Below are 20,058 nucleotides of genomic sequence, written 5' to 3'. Positions count from 1 at the left end.
CGGTGAAGCTCATGCGTGTTTGCGTCCGTGTTTGCGTCCGTATCCGTGTCTGCGTCAGCGGCGGCGCCGGCGCAGGATGTCCACATAGACGGCGAGGATGATGATCACGCCCGTCACGACCGTCTGCCATTCCTGCGCGACCGACATGATGCGCAGGCCGTTGGTCAGCACGCTCATGATGAACGCGCCGATGATGGTGCCGACGATGCTGCCCGCGCCGCCGGACAGCGACGTGCCGCCGATCACGACGGCCGCGATCGCATCGAGCTCGTAGCCCTGCCCGAGCGCCGGCTGCGCGGAGTTCAGCCGCGACGCGATCAGCAGGCCGGCGATCCCGCACACCGCGCCGCTGAACGTGTAGACCGCGATCTTCCATGCGTCGACGTTCACGCCGGAGAGCCGCAGCGCCTCCTCGTTGCTGCCGAGCGCGAACGTGTAGCGGCCGAAGATGGTGCGGTTCAGCACGATCGACGCGCCGACCGCGACGAGGAACAGGATCAGCACCGCGTTCGGGATCGGCAGCGCGGGGACCAGGCTGCCGATCAGCGAATCCTGCGCGATCGACGTGAAGCCCGGCGTGTCGTTGAAGTAGATCGGCCGCGTGCCCGAGATCACGAGCGACAGCCCCTTGAGCAGCATCATCATGCCGAGCGTCGCGATGAACGGCGGCACCTTCATCTTCGCGATCACGAAGCCCGACACGCAGCCCGACAGCGCGCCGAAGCACAACGCGGCCAGGATCCCGAGCGGCAGCGGCATCCCCCATTTCGTCAGCACGACGCCGGCCATCACCGCGCAGAACGTCATCAGCGTGCCGACCGACAGATCGATGCCGGACGTGATGATCACGTACGTGCAGGCGACGGCCAGCACGCCGTTCACGGCGGTCGCCTGCAGGATCGACACGAGGTTGTCGACTTCGAGGAAGTTCGACGACGCGAAGCTGAAGAACACGATCAGCAGCACGAGGCTCGCGAACGCGAGCAGCTTCTGCCGCGCGGCCGGGTTGAAGAAGCGCGATTTCAGGCGCGATGCGGCGGCCGGCGTGTCGCCGGTGGCAAGGGGCGGAACGGGATGCGTATCGTTGGACATGATCGGGTAGGCGTCTGAATCGGGACAATCGAGGCAATCAGGGCAACACGGTCGACTCGCGCTGTGTCGCGAGCTGCATGATCCTTTCCTGCGTGGCGTCGGCCGCGCGCAATTCGCCGGTCACGCGGCCTTCGCACATCACGAGAATCCGGTGGCTCATGCGCAGCACCTCGGGCAGCTCCGACGAGATCATCACGATCGCCTTGCCGTCGGCGGCGAGCGCATCGAGCAGCTTGTAGATCTCGCTTTTCGCGCCGACGTCGATGCCGCGCGTCGGCTCGTCGAAGAAGAGGATGTCGCAGTCGCGCAGCAGCCACTTCGCGATCACGATCTTCTGCTGGTTGCCGCCCGACAGCAGCCGCGCGGGCTGCGCGACCGACGGCGTGCGGATCGCGAGCTGCCGAACGTACGACTGCGCGGCCTCGCGCATCCCGCGCGCATCGAGGAACATGCCGCGGCGCACGAAGCGGCGCATGCTCGACAGCGCGATGTTGTTCTGCACGTCCATCCCGACCGCGAGCCCGAAGTGCTTGCGATCCTCGGACAGATAGCCGATGCCGGCCTTCACCGCGTCGGCGGGCGTGCGGATCGTCACGGTCCTGCCGTGCACGCGGATCTCGCCCGCATCGACCGGGTCCGCGCCGAACACCGCGCGCGCGACCTCGGTACGACCCGCGCCCATCAGCCCGGCGAAGCCGAGGATCTCGCCGCGCCGCAGCGTGAAGCCGACGTCGCGGATCGCGCGGCCGCGCGACAGCCCGCGCACTTCGAGCGCGATATCGTTCGCGGACGTATCGGGCGGCGTGCGGGTGTCCGTATCGAGCTGGCGGCCGACCATCATCGAAATGATCGCCTCCATCGACGTATCCGCCATCGGCACGGTCGCGACGTACTTGCCGTCGCGCATCACGGTCACGCGATCGGCGATCTGGCGCAGCTCGTCCATCTTGTGCGAGATGTAGACGATGCCGACCCCGTTCGCGCGCAGGTCGCGGATGATGCGAAACAGTTCGGCGATCTCCGCGTTGTTCAGTGCCGCGGTCGGCTCGTCCATGATCAGCGCGCGCGAGTCGAACGACAGCGCCTTCGCGATCTCGACCATCTGCTGCTTCGCGACCGTCAGCCTGCCCACGGGCGTGCGCGGATCGAGATCGAGCCGCATCCGCTGGAAAATCGCGGCCGCGTCGCGGTTCAGCCGGTCTTCGTCGACGAACACGCCGAAGCGCCCGCGCGGCTCGCGGCCGATGAAGATGTTCTGCGCGACGCTCAGGTGGTTCATCAGGTTCAGTTCCTGATGGATGATGCCGATGCCGAGCGCCTGCGCGGCACGGGGATCGGCGATCTCCACCGGGCGGCCGTCCATCCGGATTTCGCCGGCGTCGCGCTGATAGACGCCCGCGAGAATCTTCATCAGCGTCGACTTGCCGGCGCCGTTCTCGCCCATCAGCGCATGCACTTCGCCCGCGCGCAGGTCGAAACGGCAATCGTCGAGCGCCTGCACGCCCGGAAAGCGCTTGCCGATGCCGGCCAGCGCGATCAGCGGCGGCGCGGTGTTCGGGTTCGGGTCGGGTTGCATGAATCGCGGCCCTCAGCTGATCGCACGATCGAGATGCGTGTAGCCGCCGTCGACGAACAGCCACTGGCCCGTCGTGTGCGACGCGCGATCCGACAGCAGGAACACGACCGTATCGGCTATCTCGTCGGCCGTCGTGAAGCGCCGGCCGAGCGGCACCTTGCCCGCGATGCCGGCGAGCTTCGCGTCCGGATCGTCGAAACCCGCCAGCCAGTTCCGGTACAGCGGCGTCATCACTTCGGCGGGGATCACCGCGTTCACGCGCACGCCGTCGTCGCGCAACGCGACGGCCCATTCGCGCGTCAGCGCGAGCTGCCCGCCCTTCGACGCGCAATAACCGCTCGTGTTGCCCTGCCCGGTCACGGCCGTCTTCGACGAGATGTTGACGATCGCGCCGCGCGCCGCCCTCAGGTGCGGCACGCAGTAGTGCGCCATCACGTAGTAGTGGATCAGATTGCGTTCGAGCGACGCGACGAACGCGTCGCGCCCGGCGTCGAGCCCGATGCTGTCGTTGACGCCCGCGTTGTTGACGAGGCCGTCGATGCGGCCGAAACGCGCGACGGTCTGCGCAACGGCGTCGCGGCACTGCGCGTCGTCCTGCAGCTCGACGGTCACGCACGCGGCGCGCGGCTGTTTCCGTGCGAGTGTTTGCCAGAACGCGTCGTCGGGCGCGTGGCGCGCGAACACCACCGGGATCGCGCCTTCGTCGGCCAGCCGCATCGAGATCGCGGCGCCGATGCCCGACGCGCCGCCGGTCACGATCACGACCTTGTCTTGCAGATTCAAATCCACTTCGCGTCTCCGTCGTTCATGTTGTCGCCGCGCACGACACGCGTGGCGCGCCGTCGTGCGCGGCCATGCGTCAGCCGCGGAACCGGTACTGCTCCAGCGATTCGGGCTTCATCTCGATCGAGAAACCGGGCGCCGTCGGCGGCATGTACGCCGCGCCGCGCACCACGCACGGTTCGACGAAATGCTCGTGCAGATGATCGACGTACTCGGTCACGCGCCCTTCCTTCGTGCCGGAAATGCACACGTAGTCGATCATCGACAGGTGCTGCACGTATTCGCACAGCCCGACGCCGCCCGCGTGCGGGCACACCGGCAGCCCGTATTTCGCGGCCATCAGCATCACCGCGAGAATCTCGTTCACGCCGCCGAGCCGGCACGCGTCGATCTGCACGACGTCGATCGCGCCGCGCGCGATGAACTGCTTGAACAGCACGCGGTTCTGGCACATCTCGCCGGTCGCGACCTGCACCGGCGCGATCGCCTTGCGGATCTTGCGATGCCCTTCGACGTCGTCGGGGCTCGTCGGCTCCTCGATGAACCACGGCCTCGCGAATGCGAGCTCGCGCACCCAGTCGATCGCCTCGTCGACTTCCCATACCTGGTTCGCGTCGATCATCAGCTTGCGGTCGGGGCCGATCACCTCGCGCGCGATCGTCACGCGGCGGATGTCGTCCTCGAGGTTCGCGCCGACTTTCAGCTTCACGTAGTCGAACCCTTCTTCCACCGCCTCGCGGCACAGCCGGCGCAGCTTGTCGTCGCTGTAGCCGAGCCAGCCGGCCGACGTCGTGTAGCACGGGTAGCCGTCGCGCTCCAGCGCGGCGATCCGCGCGGTCTTGCCGGGCGCCTGCCGGCGCAGCAGGTCGAGCGCTTCGTCCGGGCTCAGGCAGTCGGTCAGGTAGCGGAAGTCGATCGCTCGCACCAGCTCCTCCGGGCTCATGTCGGCGACGAGCCGCCACAGCGGCTTGCCGACGGCCTTCGCCCACAAATCCCACACCGCATTGACGACGGCGCCCGTCGCCAGATGGATCGCGCCCTTGTCGGGGCCGATCCAGCGCAACTGGCTGTCCGACGTGACGTGCCGCCAGAACCGGCCCATGTCCTCGCGGATCCAGTCGAGGTCGAGGCCGACGACGAGGTGGCGCATCGCGTCGATCGCCGCGCAGCAGATTTCGTTGCCGCGCCCGATGGTGAACGTGAGCCCGTGACCTTCGAGGCCGTCGCGGTCGGTTTCGAGCACGACGTAGGCCGCCGAATAATCGGGGTCCGGATTCATCGCGTCGGAGCCGTCGAGCTGGCGCGAGGTCGGAAAGCGCACGTCGAGGACGCGCATCGATCGAATGATAGGCATGACGAACCGTCCGTTGAAGGAAATCAGGCCTGCACGGTGCGCTGGCGTTGCTCGCCGAGCCCATCGATGCCGAGCGTGATCACCTGTCCGGCGCGCAGATAGACGGGCGGCTTCTGTCCGAGGCCGACGCCCGGCGGCGTGCCGGTCGAGATCACGTCGCCCGGCTGCAGGCTCATGAAGCGGCTCAGGTAGCTGATCAGGTGCGGCACGCGGAACACCATCGTCGCGGTCGTGCCGTTCTGGTACCGGTGGCCGTCCACTTCCAGCCACAGCCGCAGCGCGTGCGGATCGGGCACTTCGTCGGCCGTCACGAGCCAGGGCCCGATCGGGCCGAACGTGTCGTTGCCCTTGCCCTTGTCCCACGTGCCGCCGCGCTCGAGCTGGTATTCGCGCTCCGACACGTCGTTTACGACGCAGTAACCCGCGACGTGCGACAGCGCATCGGCTTCGTCGATATAGCGGCCGCCCTGGCCGATCACCACGCCGAGCTCGACTTCCCAGTCGGTCTTCTCCGAGCCGCGCGGGATCTCGACGTCGTCGTTCGGGCCCGAGATCGCGCTCGTCCACTTGCCGAACACGACGGGCTCCTTCGGGACTTCCATCCCCGATTCGGCCGCGTGATCCGAGTAGTTGAGCCCGATGCAGATGAACTTGCCGACGCGGCCGACGCACGCGCCGAGTCGCGGCGTGCCTTCGACGAGCGGCAGCGACGACGGCGGAATGTCGCGCAGCCGCGCGAGCGACGCGGGGGTCAGCACGTTGCCGGCGATGTCGTCGATCACGCCGGACAGGTCGCGAATGTGGCCCTGCGCATCCAGCAGGCCCGGTTTTTCATCGTGTTTGTCGCCAAATCTCAGCAGTTTCATAGCGTCGTGTGAGCGGAAAGTGAATGGGGAAGCGCGGTCGGTTAGACACGGTCGGTTGGACACGGCCGGTTAGGCACGGTCAGTTCGACCAGCCGCCGTCGATCAGGTGAATCGTGCCGGTGGTGAACGACGCTTCGTCGGACGCCAGATACAGCGCGAGCGCGGCGACTTCGTCCGCGGTGCCGATGCGGCCGATCGGCTGGCGCGCGACGAACGCCTGGCGCACCTCGTCGGCGGACACGTGGCGCGTGCGCGCCTGGTCCTCGATCCGCTGCGCCAGCGACGGCGATTCGATCGTGCCCGGGCAGATCGCGTTGCAGCGGATGCCCCGCTCGACGAAATCGGCCGCCACCGCCTTGGTCAGCCCGATCACGGCCGCCTTGGTGGTGCCGTACACGAAGCGGTTCGGCACGCCCTTCACGCTCGACGCCGCCGACGCCATGTTGACGATCGACGCGCCGCCCGCTTCGAGCATCGCCGGCAACAGCGCGCGGATCAGCCGGTACATCGACGTGACGTTCAGGTTCAGCGAGAACGCCCACGCGTCTTCGTCGCACTCGAGGATCGAGCCGTGGTGCACGTAGCCCGCGCAGTTGAACAGCACGTCGAACGCGCGTTCGCTCGCGGCGAGCGCGGCGATGTCGTGCGCGTCGGTGACGTCGAGCCGCCGCGTGACCAGCCGGCCGCCCGCGCGCTCGGCGTCGGCTTCGAGCCGCACCAGCGCGGCCTCGTTGATGTCGGTCGCCAGCACGTCGGCGCCCTCGCTCGCGAAGCGCAGCGCGGTCGCGCGGCCGATGCCCTGCCCGGCCGCCGTCACCAGCGCGCGTTTGCCCTGCAATCTCATGAGCATCTCTCCGAAAAAGCCGGCCAGCTGTCGGCCGATTGGCACAAAGGACTAAAGGTCCAACCAATCATAGGAACGGATCGCGCGTTTGTCACGAAATTGGGATTCAGTATTTACCCGGGGCCGAAGAATCCGTCCGGCGCACGAAATTGGCCGCGAAAGTAGCGTCGAGGCGTCGCCCCGCGATCCGCTCGAACCCAATACCGGCGGGCGTTCCAGCCGCTTCTTCCCGCGACGTTCGGCGCGGCGGACAGGAAAACTGACAAAAAAGTCATGTTCGCGTCAGGGTGTCAACGGGTGGCGCGCGCCATCATGGCGTTGCCGGACCGCGCTTCCGGTACATCGCCTCCCCGCCCGCGCCGGATCTCTGCGGGCACCTCCGTCCCCGGCGATGTATCCCGTGACTGGGCGAGCAGACACGGCGCGCGGGCCGATTTTCGCCCCGGACTTCGCGTCCGGGGCCTTTTGTCGCTGGTTTTTCAAGAAAATAAGCGTGGATTGTTTCTAAATCGGCAAAAGGTAATTTGAGCCAGACAGGATGTTTTTTCCGGTCACAGACGCTTACATTTAGCGCACCACTCATGGAAACCGCTACGGATTCGCCATCGGGTAGTGACATCCACTGCCACGGCCGAACCCGCACGAGCTTTAGGAAACGGCAAAATGAAGGCCTCCAAATCCCTGCCTGCGCTCGATCCCGCCGACGTCCACGTCGAAATCCTCGAACGTTCCGATACGCTGCTCGTCGTCCGCTGGGTCGAACCCGGCCGCTGCCACTACGGTGAGCAGCGCTGGCGACGCCGCTTCGCGCAGCGCACCGGGACCTGCGCGCTGTCGCGCCAGGTCATCCACCGCGGCGACGAAGTATTCCGTCCGGCCGAACGCCCGGCTCCCGCGAACGCCGCCGCCATGATCTCCGCCGCCGAAGTGCTCGCGCTGGCCGGCAGCAGGTAAAACCCGCCCGCCGTGCGCCGGCCGGCGGCGCCACGCCATCCGCCCGCCCTAGAAGCGCCGGTCTAATTCCTCCGCTTGTCTGCAACGTCCGCCCGCACTATCGTTACATCATTCAATGTAACGATTAGGCGCCGCAGCCGATCGGCCGCGCCGATGGAGGCAGACATGCATGCATGGAGCGCGCGCCACGTCCCGGCGCAAGGCGGGAAGGTCGCGGTCGTGACCGGCGCCAACAGCGGCCTCGGCTGGCAGCTCGCGGAAACGCTGGCCGCGAAAGGCGCGACGGTCGTGATGGGCTGCCGCGACGCCGCCCGCGGCGCGCAGGCCGCCGACGCGATCCGCCGGTTTCATCCTCATGCACGCGTCGAAGTCGATCCGCTCGACCTCGCCGATCTCGCGTCGATCGCCCGCTTCGCGGCCGACGTCGGCGAACGCCACGGCCGCGTCGACATCCTCTGCAACAACGCCGGCGTGATGTTTCTGCCGCTGCGGCACACGCGCGACGGCTTCGAGATGCAGTTCGGCACCAACCATCTCGGCCATTTCGCGCTGACGGGCCATCTGCTGCCGGCGCTGCGCGCGGCGCGCCGAGCGCGCGTCGTCACGATGTCGAGCGGTTTCAACCGCGCCGGCCGGATTCGTGTCGACGACCTGCGCGCCGCACGACGCTACAACCGTTATCTCGCCTATTGCGACAGCAAGCTCGCGAACCTCGTGTTCGCGATCGAGTTGCAGCGCCGTTTCGAGCGCGCGGCGTTCGCCGGCATCAGCGTCGCCGCGCACCCCGGCTACGCGGCGACCAACCTGCAGTTCGCGGGCCCGGCGATGGACCGCTCGCCGGCCCGCGCCGCGCTGATGCGCGCCGCGAACCGGTATCTCGCACAGCCGGCCGCTCAGGGCGCGCTGCCCGCGATTCATGCGGCGACGTCGCCCGATCTGGCCGGCGGCGCGTACATCGGTCCGTCCGGCTGGTTCGAATCGCGCGGGCTGCCGGCACCGGCAAGCGTGCCGCGCGCGGCGCGCAGCGCGGCGTCGGCGGCATTGCTGTGGGAAGCATCGGAAGCCGCGACGGGCGTGCGCTTCCTCAGCGCCGGCGCGCCCGCCGGACGCGCGCCGGGCCGGTCGTTCGACACGACGGCCGAAGCGCGATGAATCGCGTGCCGGCGCGCACGATATTCTTCATACTTATTACATCGACCGAAAAGAAAGCCCGTTGAAAGACTGATTCGGCGTCGCACTGTTACCGGTCAGGAAACAATTTATCGTCAAAATCAGCGTTTACCCTGAACACGCCGGTGACTAAGATTTGATCAATCGCTCAAGACATGGTGTCGAGAGCGAACTCAATAAAACACCGGAGGTCACCATGAAATCGCTCGTTTCCGCAGTCGTTGCCGCTGCCGCCCTGTCCGCTTCGTTCGGCGCATTCGCGCAAAGCACCGTGACGCGCGCTCAAGTGCGCAACGAACTGGTCCAGCTTGAGCAAGCCGGCTACAAGCCGGGCGTGTCGAGCCCGTACTACCCGAACGACATCCAGAGCGCCGAAGCGCGTGTTCATGGTGCCGACACCAGCGGCTACGGCGCGCAACCGGCTCCGCTCGTCCACTCGGGTGCGCCGGCTGCGTCGTCGAACGCACGCGATTCGATCTTCTTCGGCCAGTAAGCCGACGCGCCCCCGGCGGGCGCCGCGCATCGCGCGATGAAGTCACGCAGTCCGGACGAGCCCCCTTCGCGGGGCTCGTCTTTTTTGTGAAACGCATACCTCCGCCGCCCGGCAGCGGGTGGCTTCGCCCGGACGCGTGGCGTCCGGGCGCTTTTTCCCGGCGAGGTGTGCGTGAATGCGTCGTGTGCGCCGGTCAGCGCGCCACGGCCCCGGCCGGCGCCGACCGCGACAGCACGCGCCACCGCGACAGCAGTTCGTCGCGATCGACGTAGCAGCCCTGCAAGTGCCGGCGGCCCGTCGACGGGTCGAACTCGGTGCGCGCATGCAGCACGCGCCGGTTGTCGAACGCCCACATGTCGCCCGCCCGCAGCCGGCGCTGCACGCGAAAACGCGGCTCGCGCGCAAGCGCGAGGAATCGTCGGTACGCACGATAGACCGCTGCAACCGAACCGGCCGGCGCATCGAGCGGCCCGCGCAGGAAGTTCGCGACGCGCACTTCCGTGACGTTGCCGCGCGCATCGCGCCCGATCACCGGCGCCGAACAGCGGTAGTCGCTGTTCGCGCTCTTGTTCCAGAACTCGAACGGCGTCGACGCGAGTCGTTCGAAATCGTCCGGATGTTCGCGCCGCAGCGCATCCGCGAGCGCGAAGCCGTCGAGGAAGATGCTGTCGCCGCCCGTCGCGTCGTTCGCGAGGCAGTGCAGGAACTGCACGCCGGGCTGCAATTCGCGGGTCGGCAGGTCGGTGTGCGGCGGAAGATTCAGCGACGTATACGCATTGCTGTCCGGGCGCGGCTTCGATTCGACGTCGAACAGCACGCCGAAATTGCTTTCGCGGATCAGGCCGATGCGGCGCGCGATCCCGTCGACGCGGCCGCGCTCGGCCGGCACGCCCTCGACGAGCGTCAGCCCCGTGCGCTGCAAAGCGCCGAGCCATGCCAGCAGCGCGCGGTCGTCTTCCATCACGTCGCGCCACGCGAACACGCCGATCGCCGTCGCATCGTCGCCGGTCCATACGTGGCGCTCGTGCGCGGCCAGGCGCTCCGCGCGCGACGCATCGTCGTATGCATGCGCACGCAACCAGCCCGGCGACCACGCGCTGCGGTGCCCGTCGTTCCATTCCACATGCAGCGCACCGTCGGTTTCGACATGCACGGCGAGCGCGGACAGATCCTCGCGCGCATCGGCGATCTCGAACACCTGTTCGCGCGTGATCGCATGCACGCACGCGGCACACGCGCAGTTGTCGCGCAGCCAGTCGAAATGGAACGGCGATCGTCGCGCGTCGCTCCACTCGATATTCACCGCGTCATCGCCGATCGTCGCCGTCGCGATGGCCGCGTCGGCCGAAAACGTCCGCCAGTCCTCGATACGGTGTTGCGCCGCTGCCTGCATCGTTGCCTCCCGGAAAACGCCCGCTACGCGTGCGGTGCGAGCAAGAACCCGCCGACCATCCGGTGCATCCGTGCGGCCTGCGGGCTCGTCCCGAGCGCGCGCCAGCAGCCGTGCACCAGCCCCTCTCCCATCCAGTGGCGCGCGACCCCGCCGGCCGCGCGAATCCGTTCGACGTACACGCGCGCATCGTCGCGCAGCGGATCGTGCTCCGCGCCGATCGCGAGCACCGGCGGCAGGCCGTCGAAACGCGCTGCCTCGAGCGGCGCCGACGCGCGCAGCAGCGGGTTGCCGCTCCGCAGCGCGTCGGACGAGTCATCGCCCCAGTACAGCGCGCGATAGCGATGCACGTCGTCGAGCGTCAGCATCGGCGCGTGCGCTTCCGTCTCGCGCGCGGGCGATTGCGGTTCGAAACCGAGCATCGGATAAACGAGCGCGACGCCGTCCACGCTCGCTTCGCCCGCATCGCGCAGCGCGGTCGCCACCGCCGCCGCGAGCATCCCGCCCGCGCTGTCGCCCGCGAGCGTCAACGGGTGCGCGCACGGCCCGAACGGCCAGCGCGCATCGCGCGCGGCGCGCGTCACCGCCACGCAATCGTCGAGTGCGGCCGGCGCGCGGTGTTCGGGCGCCAGCCGGTAGTCGACGGCGATCACGTCGAGGCCCGTATCGGCCGCCAGTTGCGCGGTGATCAGCGCATGACTGTCGAGCGAGCCGACGACGAAACCGCCGCCATGAAAAAACAGCACCGTGCCGCGCGGCGCACCGTGCGCGGACGTATAGCGCCGCAGCGCGATCGTGCGGCCGTCCGGCGCGCGCCACACGGCGTCGTGCTGCACGATGCCGGCCGGCAGCGCGGCCGGCGTCCATTCGGCCGCGAAGCGGTCGTAGAGGCGGCGCTGCTCGTCGGGCGAGCGCACCGCCGCATCGGCCGGATACCACGCGTCGACAGCCGCGACGAACGCCGCGATTTCCGGTTCGAGCATCGTGTGCGCTCCGCGGTCGAAGGGGGGATCGGAAGGCGAAGCGCGCCGCTAGCGGCGCGGCGGCAGCCCGATCACGCGGCCCGCATACGCAGGCGCCGCGCAATCGCGCTGCAATGCGTGCAGCGCGGCCACGCGCGCGGCCACGTCGTCGTCGAACGGCGCCGATTTCGCACCGTCGCGCGTATCGACGTGCAGCAGCATCTGCTCGCTCGCCGATACCGCGTCGCCATGCCCGTCGGCGAACAGTTCGAGATACAGGTGCAGCCGCTTCGCGTCGTGCGCGAGCACGCGCGCATCGACGCGCACGGCCGTGCCTTCCTTGATCTCGTGCAGATAATTCACGTGCGCTTCGAGCGTGTAGACCGAGCGCCCCCGCTCGCGACGCGCGGCGTCGTCGAGGCCGATGCGATCCAGCAACGCATCGGTCGCGAAGCTGAAGATCAGCAGGTAGAACGCATCGCGCAGGTGGCCGTTGTAGTCGACCCATTCGGGCCGCACCACGTCGCGGTAAATCGTCAGCGGGGTATCGCCCGTCATCGTCTAGTCCTCGAATCGCATCCCGTGCCGCGCCTTCACCGCGGCGATCGATTTCAGCACCTCGGTGATGCACTCGTCGCGATAGCGCTCGAGCTCCTTGATGCTGCGCGTGCCCTGCTGTTCGGTCGTGCCTTCGACGACGCGGTCGATCAGCGCATCGGTCAACGTCGGCGCGACCAGTTTCGTCCACGGCAGTTCGAGCGCGGGGCCGAATTGCTGCATGAAGTGTCGCATGCCCGCATCGCCGCCGGCCAATGTGTAGGTCAGGAACGTGCCCATGAACGACCAGCGGATACCCGCACCGAAGCGGATCGCGTCGTCGATCTCGCCGGTCGTCGCGACGCCTTCGTCGACGAGATGCAGCGCCTCGCGCCACAACGCCTCGAGCAGACGATCCGCGATGAAGCCCGGCACTTCCTTGCGCACGTGCAGCGGCCGCATGCCGAGCTTGCGATAGACCTCCATCGCGCCTTCGACCGCTTCCGGCGACGTGCGCGCACCGCCGAGCACCTCGACGAGCGGCAGCAGGTAGACGGGGTTGAACGGATGGCCGACCACGCAGCGCTCCGGATGCGTCGCCCGCGCGTAGAAGTCGGTCGGCAACAGCCCCGACGTCGACGACGCGATGATCGCATCGGGCTTCGCCGCGCGGCTGATCTGCTCGTGCAGCTCGAGCTTCAGCGCCTCGCGCTCGGGCGCGCTTTCCTGGATGAAATCGGCGTCGGCGACACATTCGTCGATCGTCGACACGAACCGCAGCCGCGCGGGATCGGCGCCCGGCGCGAGGCCGACGCGTTCGAGCGCGGGCCACGCATTCGCGACGTTCGCGCGCAGCCGCGCTTCGGCGCCCGGCGCCGGATCCCACACGACCACGTCGAGACCGTGCGCGAGCGCGCGGGAAATCCATCCGCTGCCGATCACGCCGGTGCCGATCGCGGCAAACGTCTTGATGTCGGTCTTCACTGCCATGTCGATACATCCTTCAATTCAGGGGAAATCGGTGGGCGGCCGCGCATCGACGCATACCGCCATGCAATGTCGGTCAGTGAAAAAGCTCACGCGAATTCGGCGATCGCGCGACGCTCCAGCGCACGTTCGCCGCGCGCCGGCAGGCCGAGCTTGCGGCGGCCTTCGGCCGGCGTCAGCACGCGGCCGCCGAGGCGTTCGACGATCTCGCGAGCGCGCTCGACGAGCGTGCCGTTGGTCGCATGCACGCCGCGATCGAGCCAGATGTTGTCTTCGAGGCCGACGCGGACGTGACCGCCGAGCAGCATCGCCTGCGCGACCATCGGCATCTGCATGCGGCCGATCCCGAAGCCGGCCCAGTGCGCGCCCGGCGGCAGGTTGTCGACCATCGCCTTCATCGTGCCCGTATCGGCCGGTGCGCCCCACGGAATGCCCAGGCACAGCTGGAACAGCGGCGGATCGTCGAGCAGCCCTTCCTTCAGCAACTGCTTCGCGAACCACAGATGGCCCGTATCGAAGATCTCCAGCTCCGGCTTCACGCCGAGTTCCTGGATGCGCTTCGCGCCGGCGCGCAACTGCGCGGGTGTCGACACGTAGATGTAATCGCCGTCGCCGAAATTCAGCGTGCCGCAGTCGAGCGTGCAGATTTCCGGCAGCAGTTCCTCGACGTGTACGAGGCGTGTGAGGCCGCCGACCAGGTCGGTGCCCTTGCCGAAGCGCATCGGATCCTCGCCGGGGCCGATCTCGAGATCGCCGCCCATGCCGGCCGTCAGGTTGATGATCACGTCGACGTCGGCCGAGCGGATGCGGTCGACCACTTCGCGATACAGGTTCGGGTCGCGGCTGCCGCGCCCGGTCTGCGGATCGCGCACGTGGCAGTGGGCGACCGTCGCGCCGGCCTTCGCGGCTTCGATCGCGGCGGCCGCGATCTCCTTCGGCGTGACCGGAATCGCCGGATGCTTGCCGACCGTATCGCCCGCGCCCGTGACGGCGCAGGTGATGATGACTTCGTGGTTCATGCTGGATGCCTCGCTTGATTCGGGTTGTGTCGCATTGCGGGTAGCGCGCGGGCGCAGGCCGTTACAGGCCGAGATACGCCTTCACGGCAGGCAGGCCGTCCTTGCCGTCGAACGTCTTGACGCCCGCGAGCCAGGGATCGAGCACCTGCGGGTTCTTCTTCAGGTACGCCTTCGCGGCCTCGGCCGGCTTGGTCTTGTTCATCACCGACTGCATCAGCTGGTTCTCGAGCTGGGTCGAGAAGCGCAGGTTCGTCACGAGCTTGCCCGCGTTCGGGCAGCGCGCGATGAAGTCGGGCGCGGTCAGCGTGTACACGCGCGCTTCGCCGTAGTTCGGCCCGAACGCCGCGTCGCCGCCGGACAGGTAGTTCATGCTGAGCTGGATGTTCATCGGATGCGGCTCCCAGCCGAGAAACACCACCCACTTCTTCTCGCGGACCGCGCGCTCGACCGTCACCAGCATCCCGGCCTCGCTCGATTCGACGAGCTTGAAGCCGCCGAGCCCGTACTGGTTCGTGTCGATCATCTTCTGGATCGTCGCGTTCGCGCTGCTGCCCGGCTCGATCCCGTAGATCTTGCCGTCGAGTTCCGCGCGGTGTTTCGCGATGTCGTCGAAGGTTTTCAGGCCGGCCTGGTATTCGTAGCTCGGCACCGCGAGCGTCGCCTTCGCGCCGGACAGGTTCGGCGGCTCGACGACGTTGATCGACTTGCTGTCGAGGAACGGCTGCAACTGCTTTTGCTGCACGGGCCACCAGTAGCCGAGCGACACGTCGAGCTGCTTGCTCTTGAGACCGGCGAACGAGATCGGCACCGACGCGATCGTCGTGGTCGGCTTGTAGCCGAGCGCCTCGAACACGGTCGACGCGAGCGCCGTGGTCGACGTGATGTCGGTCCAGCCGATATCCGCGAAACGCACGGTGCGGCAGGTCGCGGCCTCCGTCTCGGCATGCGCGGCGTGCGTGAACGCACCGGTCGCCAGCACGGCCGCGGTGAGCGCGGCGATCTTCGTCGACTTCATGGTTCGATTCCTCCCGGTTGATCTCGCGGCAGCCGGTGCGCGGAGTGTGCGCCGGCCTGCATCGTGGGAGTAAAAGTAACGAGCCATATTCGCGCCGAGAAGACCGGCGGCGACCTGTTCTTGCCTGTTTGCGACTATGAGTGGAAACCACTAGATTCCGCAGGAGGCTTGCCGGATGGGGATTTGGGGTTTTTCTGGCGGGCGACGGGATTGCCCGGATGCGGCGTGCGCCTTTCGATTCCGCCACGGCCTTGCTGACAGATTTCCGACACGTCGCCGAATACCGCGTGCCGGCCCTATGCTGGGCGTCGCCGGACGATCGCGCGCCGCCCGCCGGTTACCGTGCCGCTTCGGGCCCGGATGTTGCGCGTCATTGGAACGGATGCCGACGGACACGGCCGGCCGTCGCGGTGCCCGCCTCCGGTCTCTCCAGCCAGGAGCCATACGATGCTCGTCGCTTGCTTCGTCGCCGCCCTTTTCGCCATCGTCGCGATCATGCACCGCGGCGTGACGGGCGACGCGGATGCGAACCTTCGCGCGCGATTCGATGCGGAAGGCCCGCGCGGCGACGTGGCGCGCCGCTTGATGCGCGACGCGGGATACGGCGTGTGAGTCGCGACGTCGGTCCGGCCGAACACGCCGGCCCGGTAGCGACGCGGCGCGGTCGGCGCGCCGTCACCGCGCGCAACCCGCCGCGACGCTCACGCGTAGTTCATCATCACCGACTTGCTTTCCATGTACTGGTCGATCACCGCGCGGCCGAGTTCGCGGCCGAAGCCCGACTGCTTCATCCCGCCGAACGGCAATGCGTTGTCGAGCAGCGAGTGGCAATTGACCCACACGGTGCCCGCCGCAATCCGCGGCACCAGCTTGTGGATCGCCGCAAGATCGTTCGACCAGATGCTCGCGCCGAGACCGTACGGCGTATCGTTCGCGAGCCGCACGGCCGTATCGGGATCGTCGAACGGCATCGCGACGAGCACCGGCCCGAAGATTTCCTCGCGCACCACGCGCATCGCCTGCGTCGTATCGACCAGCACCGTCGGTTCGACGAAGAAGCCGGGGCCGTCGATCGCGCGGCCGCCGGCGGCGGCGCGCGCGCCTTCGCCGAACCCCGAGTCGATGTATCCGCACACGCGCTCGCGCTGCTTCGCCGACACGAGCGGCCCGATCTGCGTCGACGGATCCATCCCCGGGCCGATCCTCAGGCTCGTCGCGATCTTCGCGACGCGCTCGATCACGTCGTCGAAGACCGTCGAATGGATGTACGCGCGCGAGCCGGCCGTGCACACCTGCCCCTGGTTGAAGAAGATCGCGTTCGCGACGCCCAGCGCGGCCTTGTCGAGATCGACGTCGGGCAGCACGATCACCGGCGACTTGCCGCCGAGTTCCAGCGACATCCGCGTCATGTTGTCGAGCGCCGCGTGGCCGATCGTCTTGCCCGTTAGCGTCGACCCGGTGAATGCGATCTTGTCGATGCGCGGATCGCGCGACAGCGCCGCGCCGGCCGTGTGACCGTAACCGGTGACGATATTGACGACACCGTCCGGGAACCCGGCCGCCTGGATCAGCTCGCCGAGCCGCAACGCGCTCAGCGGCGTGTCTTCGGCAGGCTTCAGCACGACGGTGCAGCCGGTCGCGAGCGCCGGCGCGATTTTCCATGCGGCCATCAGCAGCGGGAAATTCCACGGAATGATCGCGCCGACCACGCCGACGGGTTCCTTGCGCGTATAGGCGAAGATTTCGCTGTCCGGCAGATACGGCACGCCGGCGTCGATCACGCTGCCTTCGATCTTCGTCGCCCAGCCGGCCATGTAGCGAAAGCACTGCGCGGCCATCGCGACGTCGAGCCCTTGCGCGACCGTCACCGGCTTGCCGTTGTCGAGCGATTCTATTTCGGCGAGCTCGCGCGCGTTGGCTTCGATCAGGTCGGCGAGCCCCAGCATCAGGCGCTCGCGATCGGTGGTCTTCGCGCGGCGCCACGGGCCCGCATCGAATGCATGGCGCGCGGCGGCGACGGCCTGCTGCACGTCGCGCTCGTCCGCTTCGGGCACGCGAGCGAGCACGGTGCCGTCGGCCGGGTTCACGACCTCGATCTGGCGGCCCGACGCGGCGTCGCTCCACTCGGCGCCGATCAGCATCTTCTTCGGCTTCGCGAGAAACGCGCGGGTTGCGTCGAGCAGCGGAAAGGTTTCGTTCGTCTCCATGTTCACGTTTCCCTGATTCGTTGAGTCAGTCGGTCAATAGCGATCCGCGACACCGTCGATCCCGCGCGCCTGCAACGCGCGGACGAGGCCGGCGCGCACGGTCGCGACGTCCGACAGCGCGGGACGGCGGTGCGCGGCAACTTCGGCGGCCGTATACGGTTTGAAGTCGCGTGGCAGCGCATCGCGGTTCGTCGTCGTGAGCAGCCAGTTCAGCACGTCGGCCAGTTCCCGATCCGACAGCGCCGAATTCGACGCGCCGGGCACGCGCATCAGGTACTCGCGCCCGGCCGGCAGATGCGTGAAATAGCCGAGCGAGTTCGCGAGCGGCGGCACCTTGCCGGGAATGCCACCGCCCGTCGCCGTGTGGCAGCCCATGCAGTTGAGCACCCAATGCTGTCGTGCCAGCGCCGCATCGGCTGCGCCGTCCGCATGGGCAGGCCCGGCAAACGCGCAAGCCGCGGCACCCGCCAGCAGCAGCCGGGACGACAGGCGACGCGACAGGCCGCCGAACCGCGACGACGGCGCGCAAGCGCCGTTCACAGGCCGAGCCCCTTGATCACCGCCGCGCGCTGCGCGTGCACGGCCGTGCCGTCCATCGGCTTCGCGCGCGCCGCACGGATCTCGGCCGCCGTGAACGGCTTCGCATCGCCATGCTGCGCGTTGAGGTCGAATACGACGTAGTTGAGCACGTGCGCGATGTCGTCGTCGCTCCCGCTCGCGAACGACGGCATCTTGAAGTTGTAGCGCTTGTCGTGCACTTCGATCTCGCCGAACATCCCGTGCAGCAGCGTCGCGATCAACTGCGCACGCCCGGCTTCCGCCGCCGCGTACTTGCCCGGATACTCGGTCAGCGGCGGCGCAAGGCCGTCCTGCCCTTTCCCGCCCGCCTGGTGACACACCGCGCACTGCGTGTCGAACAAGCCTTTCCCGGCCGGGTAACGCACGGTGTCCTGTGCGCCGGCCGCGTCGGGTAACGCGATGGCCGCAATGGCCGTCATGTATGCCACGACGATTTTTCCCGCCTGCTTCACGCTCATTGTTTTGCCGCTCCCAGCAGAACCGAAACCGAACAGTGGTAATTCGAATTACCGTTCGCCATGCACCAGTTGATGTCGTTGTTCAGCGACAGCTTGTACAGCGGCTTCTCGCGCTCGTTGCGGTTGCAGAAGCACTTGCCGCACGAGGTCTTGCCGCAGCAATCGTTGTACGAAACGATGTAGTCCGAACCGTCGTGCGGATTGCGGCAGGTGCCGATCCACGTGATCGGCGAAGGCGTCGTGCCCGGCGGGCAACTGCTCGACGTGCCGCCGCAGCAACTGCACAGCCAGCCGTCGATCGCGCAGTATTTCCAGTAGTCGCAGCTCGTCGGGTCGTCGCTTGCGCCCGATGCGGCCGCGCCGGATGCGCCCGACGCCGCGGATGCCGCGTCGGCCGCGTACGCGGTGCGATCGACGGGCAGCAGCGGCAGCAGCGCCGAACCCACCAGCACCTTGCCGAGCTTCGCCATCGCGCTGCGCCGCGAACTGTGCTGCGCGACGCCGCGCGCCGACCGCTCGAACCATGAATCAAACACGCCCATGTCGTCGTTCTCCAATGACGTTGAAAAAGGTTCGGCCGGTCATGCGTGCTGCGCGTGCCCGTCGTGGGCATCGTGGCGCGGCGCGCCGTGCACGTACTGCTGCAGCGACGCGACGCCGCGCTCCTTCGCCTCGAACAGGCTCTCGAGATGCTCGCGCGTGTTGACGAGCCCCTTCGCTCGCACCGTGCCCGTTTCGTCGAGCAGCACCGCATACGGCAGCTTGCCGATCTGATACGCGAGGCCGAGCTCCTGCGACAGCACGTACGGGAAGCGCCCGAGGTCGTGCTTTCGCGCGAAGCGCACGTGTTCGTCGGCATCGCCGTCGCTCGCGAGCACGATGTTCACCGGCGTCGCTTCGCTGGCCTGCAGCGACGGCAGCAGCGGCAGCAGCTTCTTGCAGACCGGGCACGTCGGCGACAGGAAGAACAGCAGCGTCGCCTTGCCCGATGCGTCGATGCCGCCGACCTTCACGTGCGAGCCGCGAATGTCGGTCAGTTCGAACGTCGGCGCGATCGCGCCGACCGCCGGCCCCTTGTCGATCATCAGCGCGCCGGCCGGCATGATGCGTTCGTACAGGATGCCGATCTGGCGCACCAGGGCGAGGCAGATCGCGCCGAGCGCGAGAACGGCCACCCACAGCAGGGCGGTGGAAACGGTGAGAGCGGTTTGCATCATGAATTCCTCAGGTGGGCAAGGCGCGGGACGTTGGCGAGCAGCACGTCGACGGTGAGCAGCGCGCAGACGATCAGCAGCACGGAAAAGAACAGCGTCAGGTAGTCGAGCCACACGACGGCGCGCGTGCCCGGCTCGACGAACGCGGTCGCGGCCAGCGCGACGAGCAGCAGCACGCGGCCGACATGCAGCCAGCCGATGCCGCGCGGCGCGTCCGCTCGGGTGGCGGCGAAGCCGGAACAGCCGCAGTCGATGTCGGTGTGGCCGCGCAGCAGGTTGATCGCGAGGCCGGCGGCGAACGCCAGGAGCAGCGCGATCAGCGCGATCGCACCGGCCGTGCGCGTATCGGGAAACAGCAGCGCCGCCGCGCCGATCGCTTCTGCCAACGGAATCGCGAACGCGACCGGCGCGTTCAGCGCATCGGGCAGCAGCCGGTAGCCGGCGAGCGCCTGGCGGAACGCGGCGGGCCGGCGCATCTTCGCGAAGGCGCCGAGCAGCACGACGGCGGCCGCGCCGGCCTGCGCGCTGGTGGCGAGTACGGGATCGAGGGTCATCGCG

At 68.1% G+C, this 20,058-nt stretch carries 22 protein-coding genes; 4 read left to right on the top strand and 18 right to left on the bottom strand.

The window, feature by feature from the left end; genetic code table 11:
- Positions 1-54: 54 nt before the first annotated feature.
- From WT53_RS13705 to WT53_RS13680, 6 genes are all read right to left on the bottom strand, one after another.
- The gene (locus WT53_RS13705; protein WP_034204301.1) at positions 55-1,092 is read right to left on the bottom strand and encodes an ABC transporter permease; all 1,038 of its coding nucleotides are present in this window, start codon (positions 1,090-1,092) and stop codon (positions 55-57) included.
- A 37-nt stretch (positions 1,093-1,129) separates the two neighbouring features.
- The gene (locus WT53_RS13700) at positions 1,130-2,668 is read right to left on the bottom strand and encodes a sugar ABC transporter ATP-binding protein (RefSeq protein ID WP_034204300.1); all 1,539 of its coding nucleotides are present in this window, start codon (positions 2,666-2,668) and stop codon (positions 1,130-1,132) included.
- Positions 2,669-2,680: 12 nt separating this feature from the next.
- Positions 2,681-3,457, bottom strand: a complete 777-nt coding sequence (locus WT53_RS13695; protein WP_034204299.1) for an SDR family oxidoreductase — start codon at positions 3,455-3,457, stop codon at positions 2,681-2,683.
- A gap of 70 nt (positions 3,458-3,527) precedes the next feature.
- The gene (locus WT53_RS13690) at positions 3,528-4,805 is read right to left on the bottom strand and encodes an L-fuconate dehydratase (protein WP_034204298.1); all 1,278 of its coding nucleotides are present in this window, start codon (positions 4,803-4,805) and stop codon (positions 3,528-3,530) included.
- A gap of 23 nt (positions 4,806-4,828) precedes the next feature.
- Positions 4,829-5,671, bottom strand: a complete 843-nt coding sequence (locus WT53_RS13685; protein WP_034204297.1) for an ureidoglycolate lyase — start codon at positions 5,669-5,671, stop codon at positions 4,829-4,831.
- A gap of 79 nt (positions 5,672-5,750) precedes the next feature.
- Positions 5,751-6,515, bottom strand: coding sequence for an SDR family oxidoreductase (locus WT53_RS13680; protein ID WP_034206121.1), 765 nt, complete (start codon positions 6,513-6,515; stop codon positions 5,751-5,753).
- 663 nt (positions 6,516-7,178) lie between these two features.
- On the opposite strand from WT53_RS13680, the gene WT53_RS13675 reads away from it, so the two are divergent.
- The 3 genes from WT53_RS13675 to WT53_RS13665 all read left to right on the top strand — a co-directional run bounded on the left by WT53_RS13675 (position 7,179) and on the right by WT53_RS13665 (position 9,132).
- Positions 7,179-7,469: a DUF3331 domain-containing protein gene (locus WT53_RS13675; protein WP_006484717.1), complete on the top strand. Its 291-nt coding sequence runs from the start codon at positions 7,179-7,181 to the stop codon at positions 7,467-7,469.
- 165 nt (positions 7,470-7,634) lie between these two features.
- A complete protein-coding gene (locus WT53_RS13670; RefSeq protein WP_034204296.1) occupies positions 7,635-8,621 on the top strand; it encodes an oxidoreductase in 987 nt (328 codons plus the stop codon).
- Between the two features lie 214 nt (positions 8,622-8,835).
- Entirely contained in the window at positions 8,836-9,132 is a 297-nt protein-coding gene (locus WT53_RS13665; RefSeq protein WP_034204295.1) for a DUF4148 domain-containing protein, read from the top strand.
- Between the two features lie 193 nt (positions 9,133-9,325).
- On the opposite strand, the gene WT53_RS13660 is transcribed toward WT53_RS13665, so the two are convergent.
- The 6 genes from WT53_RS13660 to WT53_RS13635 form a co-directional block, all read right to left on the bottom strand.
- A complete protein-coding gene (locus tag WT53_RS13660; RefSeq protein WP_034204294.1) occupies positions 9,326-10,525 on the bottom strand; it encodes a TauD/TfdA family dioxygenase in 1,200 nt (399 codons plus the stop codon).
- A 23-nt stretch (positions 10,526-10,548) separates the two neighbouring features.
- A complete protein-coding gene (locus WT53_RS13655) occupies positions 10,549-11,505 on the bottom strand; it encodes an alpha/beta hydrolase (RefSeq protein WP_034204293.1) in 957 nt (318 codons plus the stop codon).
- A 48-nt stretch (positions 11,506-11,553) separates the two neighbouring features.
- A complete protein-coding gene (locus WT53_RS13650) occupies positions 11,554-12,042 on the bottom strand; it encodes a thioesterase family protein (protein ID WP_034204292.1) in 489 nt (162 codons plus the stop codon).
- 3 nt (positions 12,043-12,045) lie between these two features.
- A complete protein-coding gene (locus WT53_RS13645) occupies positions 12,046-13,011 on the bottom strand; it encodes an L-carnitine dehydrogenase (RefSeq protein WP_034204291.1) in 966 nt (321 codons plus the stop codon).
- Positions 13,012-13,097: 86 nt separating this feature from the next.
- Positions 13,098-14,027, bottom strand: a complete 930-nt coding sequence (locus WT53_RS13640; protein ID WP_034204290.1) for a 3-keto-5-aminohexanoate cleavage protein — start codon at positions 14,025-14,027, stop codon at positions 13,098-13,100.
- Positions 14,028-14,088: 61 nt separating this feature from the next.
- Complete coding sequence (locus WT53_RS13635) at positions 14,089-15,042, bottom strand: choline ABC transporter substrate-binding protein (RefSeq protein ID WP_034204289.1); 954 nt, start codon at positions 15,040-15,042, stop codon at positions 14,089-14,091.
- 447 nt (positions 15,043-15,489) lie between these two features.
- Here WT53_RS13635 and WT53_RS33845 point away from each other — a divergent pair, with 447 nt between their 5' ends.
- Entirely contained in the window at positions 15,490-15,654 is a 165-nt protein-coding gene (locus WT53_RS33845; protein ID WP_179949021.1) for a hypothetical protein, read from the top strand.
- Between the two features lie 89 nt (positions 15,655-15,743).
- On the opposite strand, the gene WT53_RS13630 is transcribed toward WT53_RS33845, so the two are convergent.
- Genes WT53_RS13630 through WT53_RS13605 form a run of 6 tightly spaced genes read right to left on the bottom strand, consistent with a single transcriptional unit; the run spans position 15,744 to position 20,054 of the window.
- Positions 15,744-17,249 (bottom strand): aldehyde dehydrogenase family protein, encoded by a 1,506-nt coding sequence (locus tag WT53_RS13630; protein ID WP_034204288.1) that lies wholly within the window; start codon positions 17,247-17,249, stop codon positions 15,744-15,746.
- 33 nt (positions 17,250-17,282) lie between these two features.
- A complete protein-coding gene (locus tag WT53_RS13625; protein ID WP_034204287.1) occupies positions 17,283-17,789 on the bottom strand; it encodes a cytochrome c in 507 nt (168 codons plus the stop codon).
- Positions 17,786-18,286 (bottom strand): cytochrome c, encoded by a 501-nt coding sequence (locus WT53_RS13620; protein WP_034204286.1) that lies wholly within the window; start codon positions 18,284-18,286, stop codon positions 17,786-17,788. The genes WT53_RS13625 and WT53_RS13620 overlap by 4 nt, the downstream gene beginning before the upstream one ends.
- A complete protein-coding gene (locus tag WT53_RS13615) occupies positions 18,283-18,828 on the bottom strand; it encodes a methylamine dehydrogenase light chain (RefSeq protein WP_034204285.1) in 546 nt (181 codons plus the stop codon). The genes WT53_RS13620 and WT53_RS13615 overlap by 4 nt, the downstream gene beginning before the upstream one ends.
- Positions 18,829-18,867: 39 nt before the next feature.
- Positions 18,868-19,503, bottom strand: a complete 636-nt coding sequence (gene mauD, locus WT53_RS13610) for a methylamine dehydrogenase accessory protein MauD (protein WP_034204284.1) — start codon at positions 19,501-19,503, stop codon at positions 18,868-18,870.
- The gene (locus WT53_RS13605) at positions 19,500-20,054 is read right to left on the bottom strand and encodes a MauE/DoxX family redox-associated membrane protein (RefSeq protein WP_034204283.1); all 555 of its coding nucleotides are present in this window, start codon (positions 20,052-20,054) and stop codon (positions 19,500-19,502) included. Before WT53_RS13605 ends, mauD begins: the two co-directional genes overlap by 4 nt.
- Positions 20,055-20,058: the final 4 nt, after the last annotated feature.

It is taken from the genome of Burkholderia sp. MSMB2157WGS, from assembly GCF_001532755.1.
Lineage (GTDB): Bacteria > Pseudomonadota > Gammaproteobacteria > Burkholderiales > Burkholderiaceae > Burkholderia.
The sequence above is the reverse complement of the archived record's forward strand: the minus strand, read 5'-3'. Positions and strand labels throughout refer to the sequence as shown.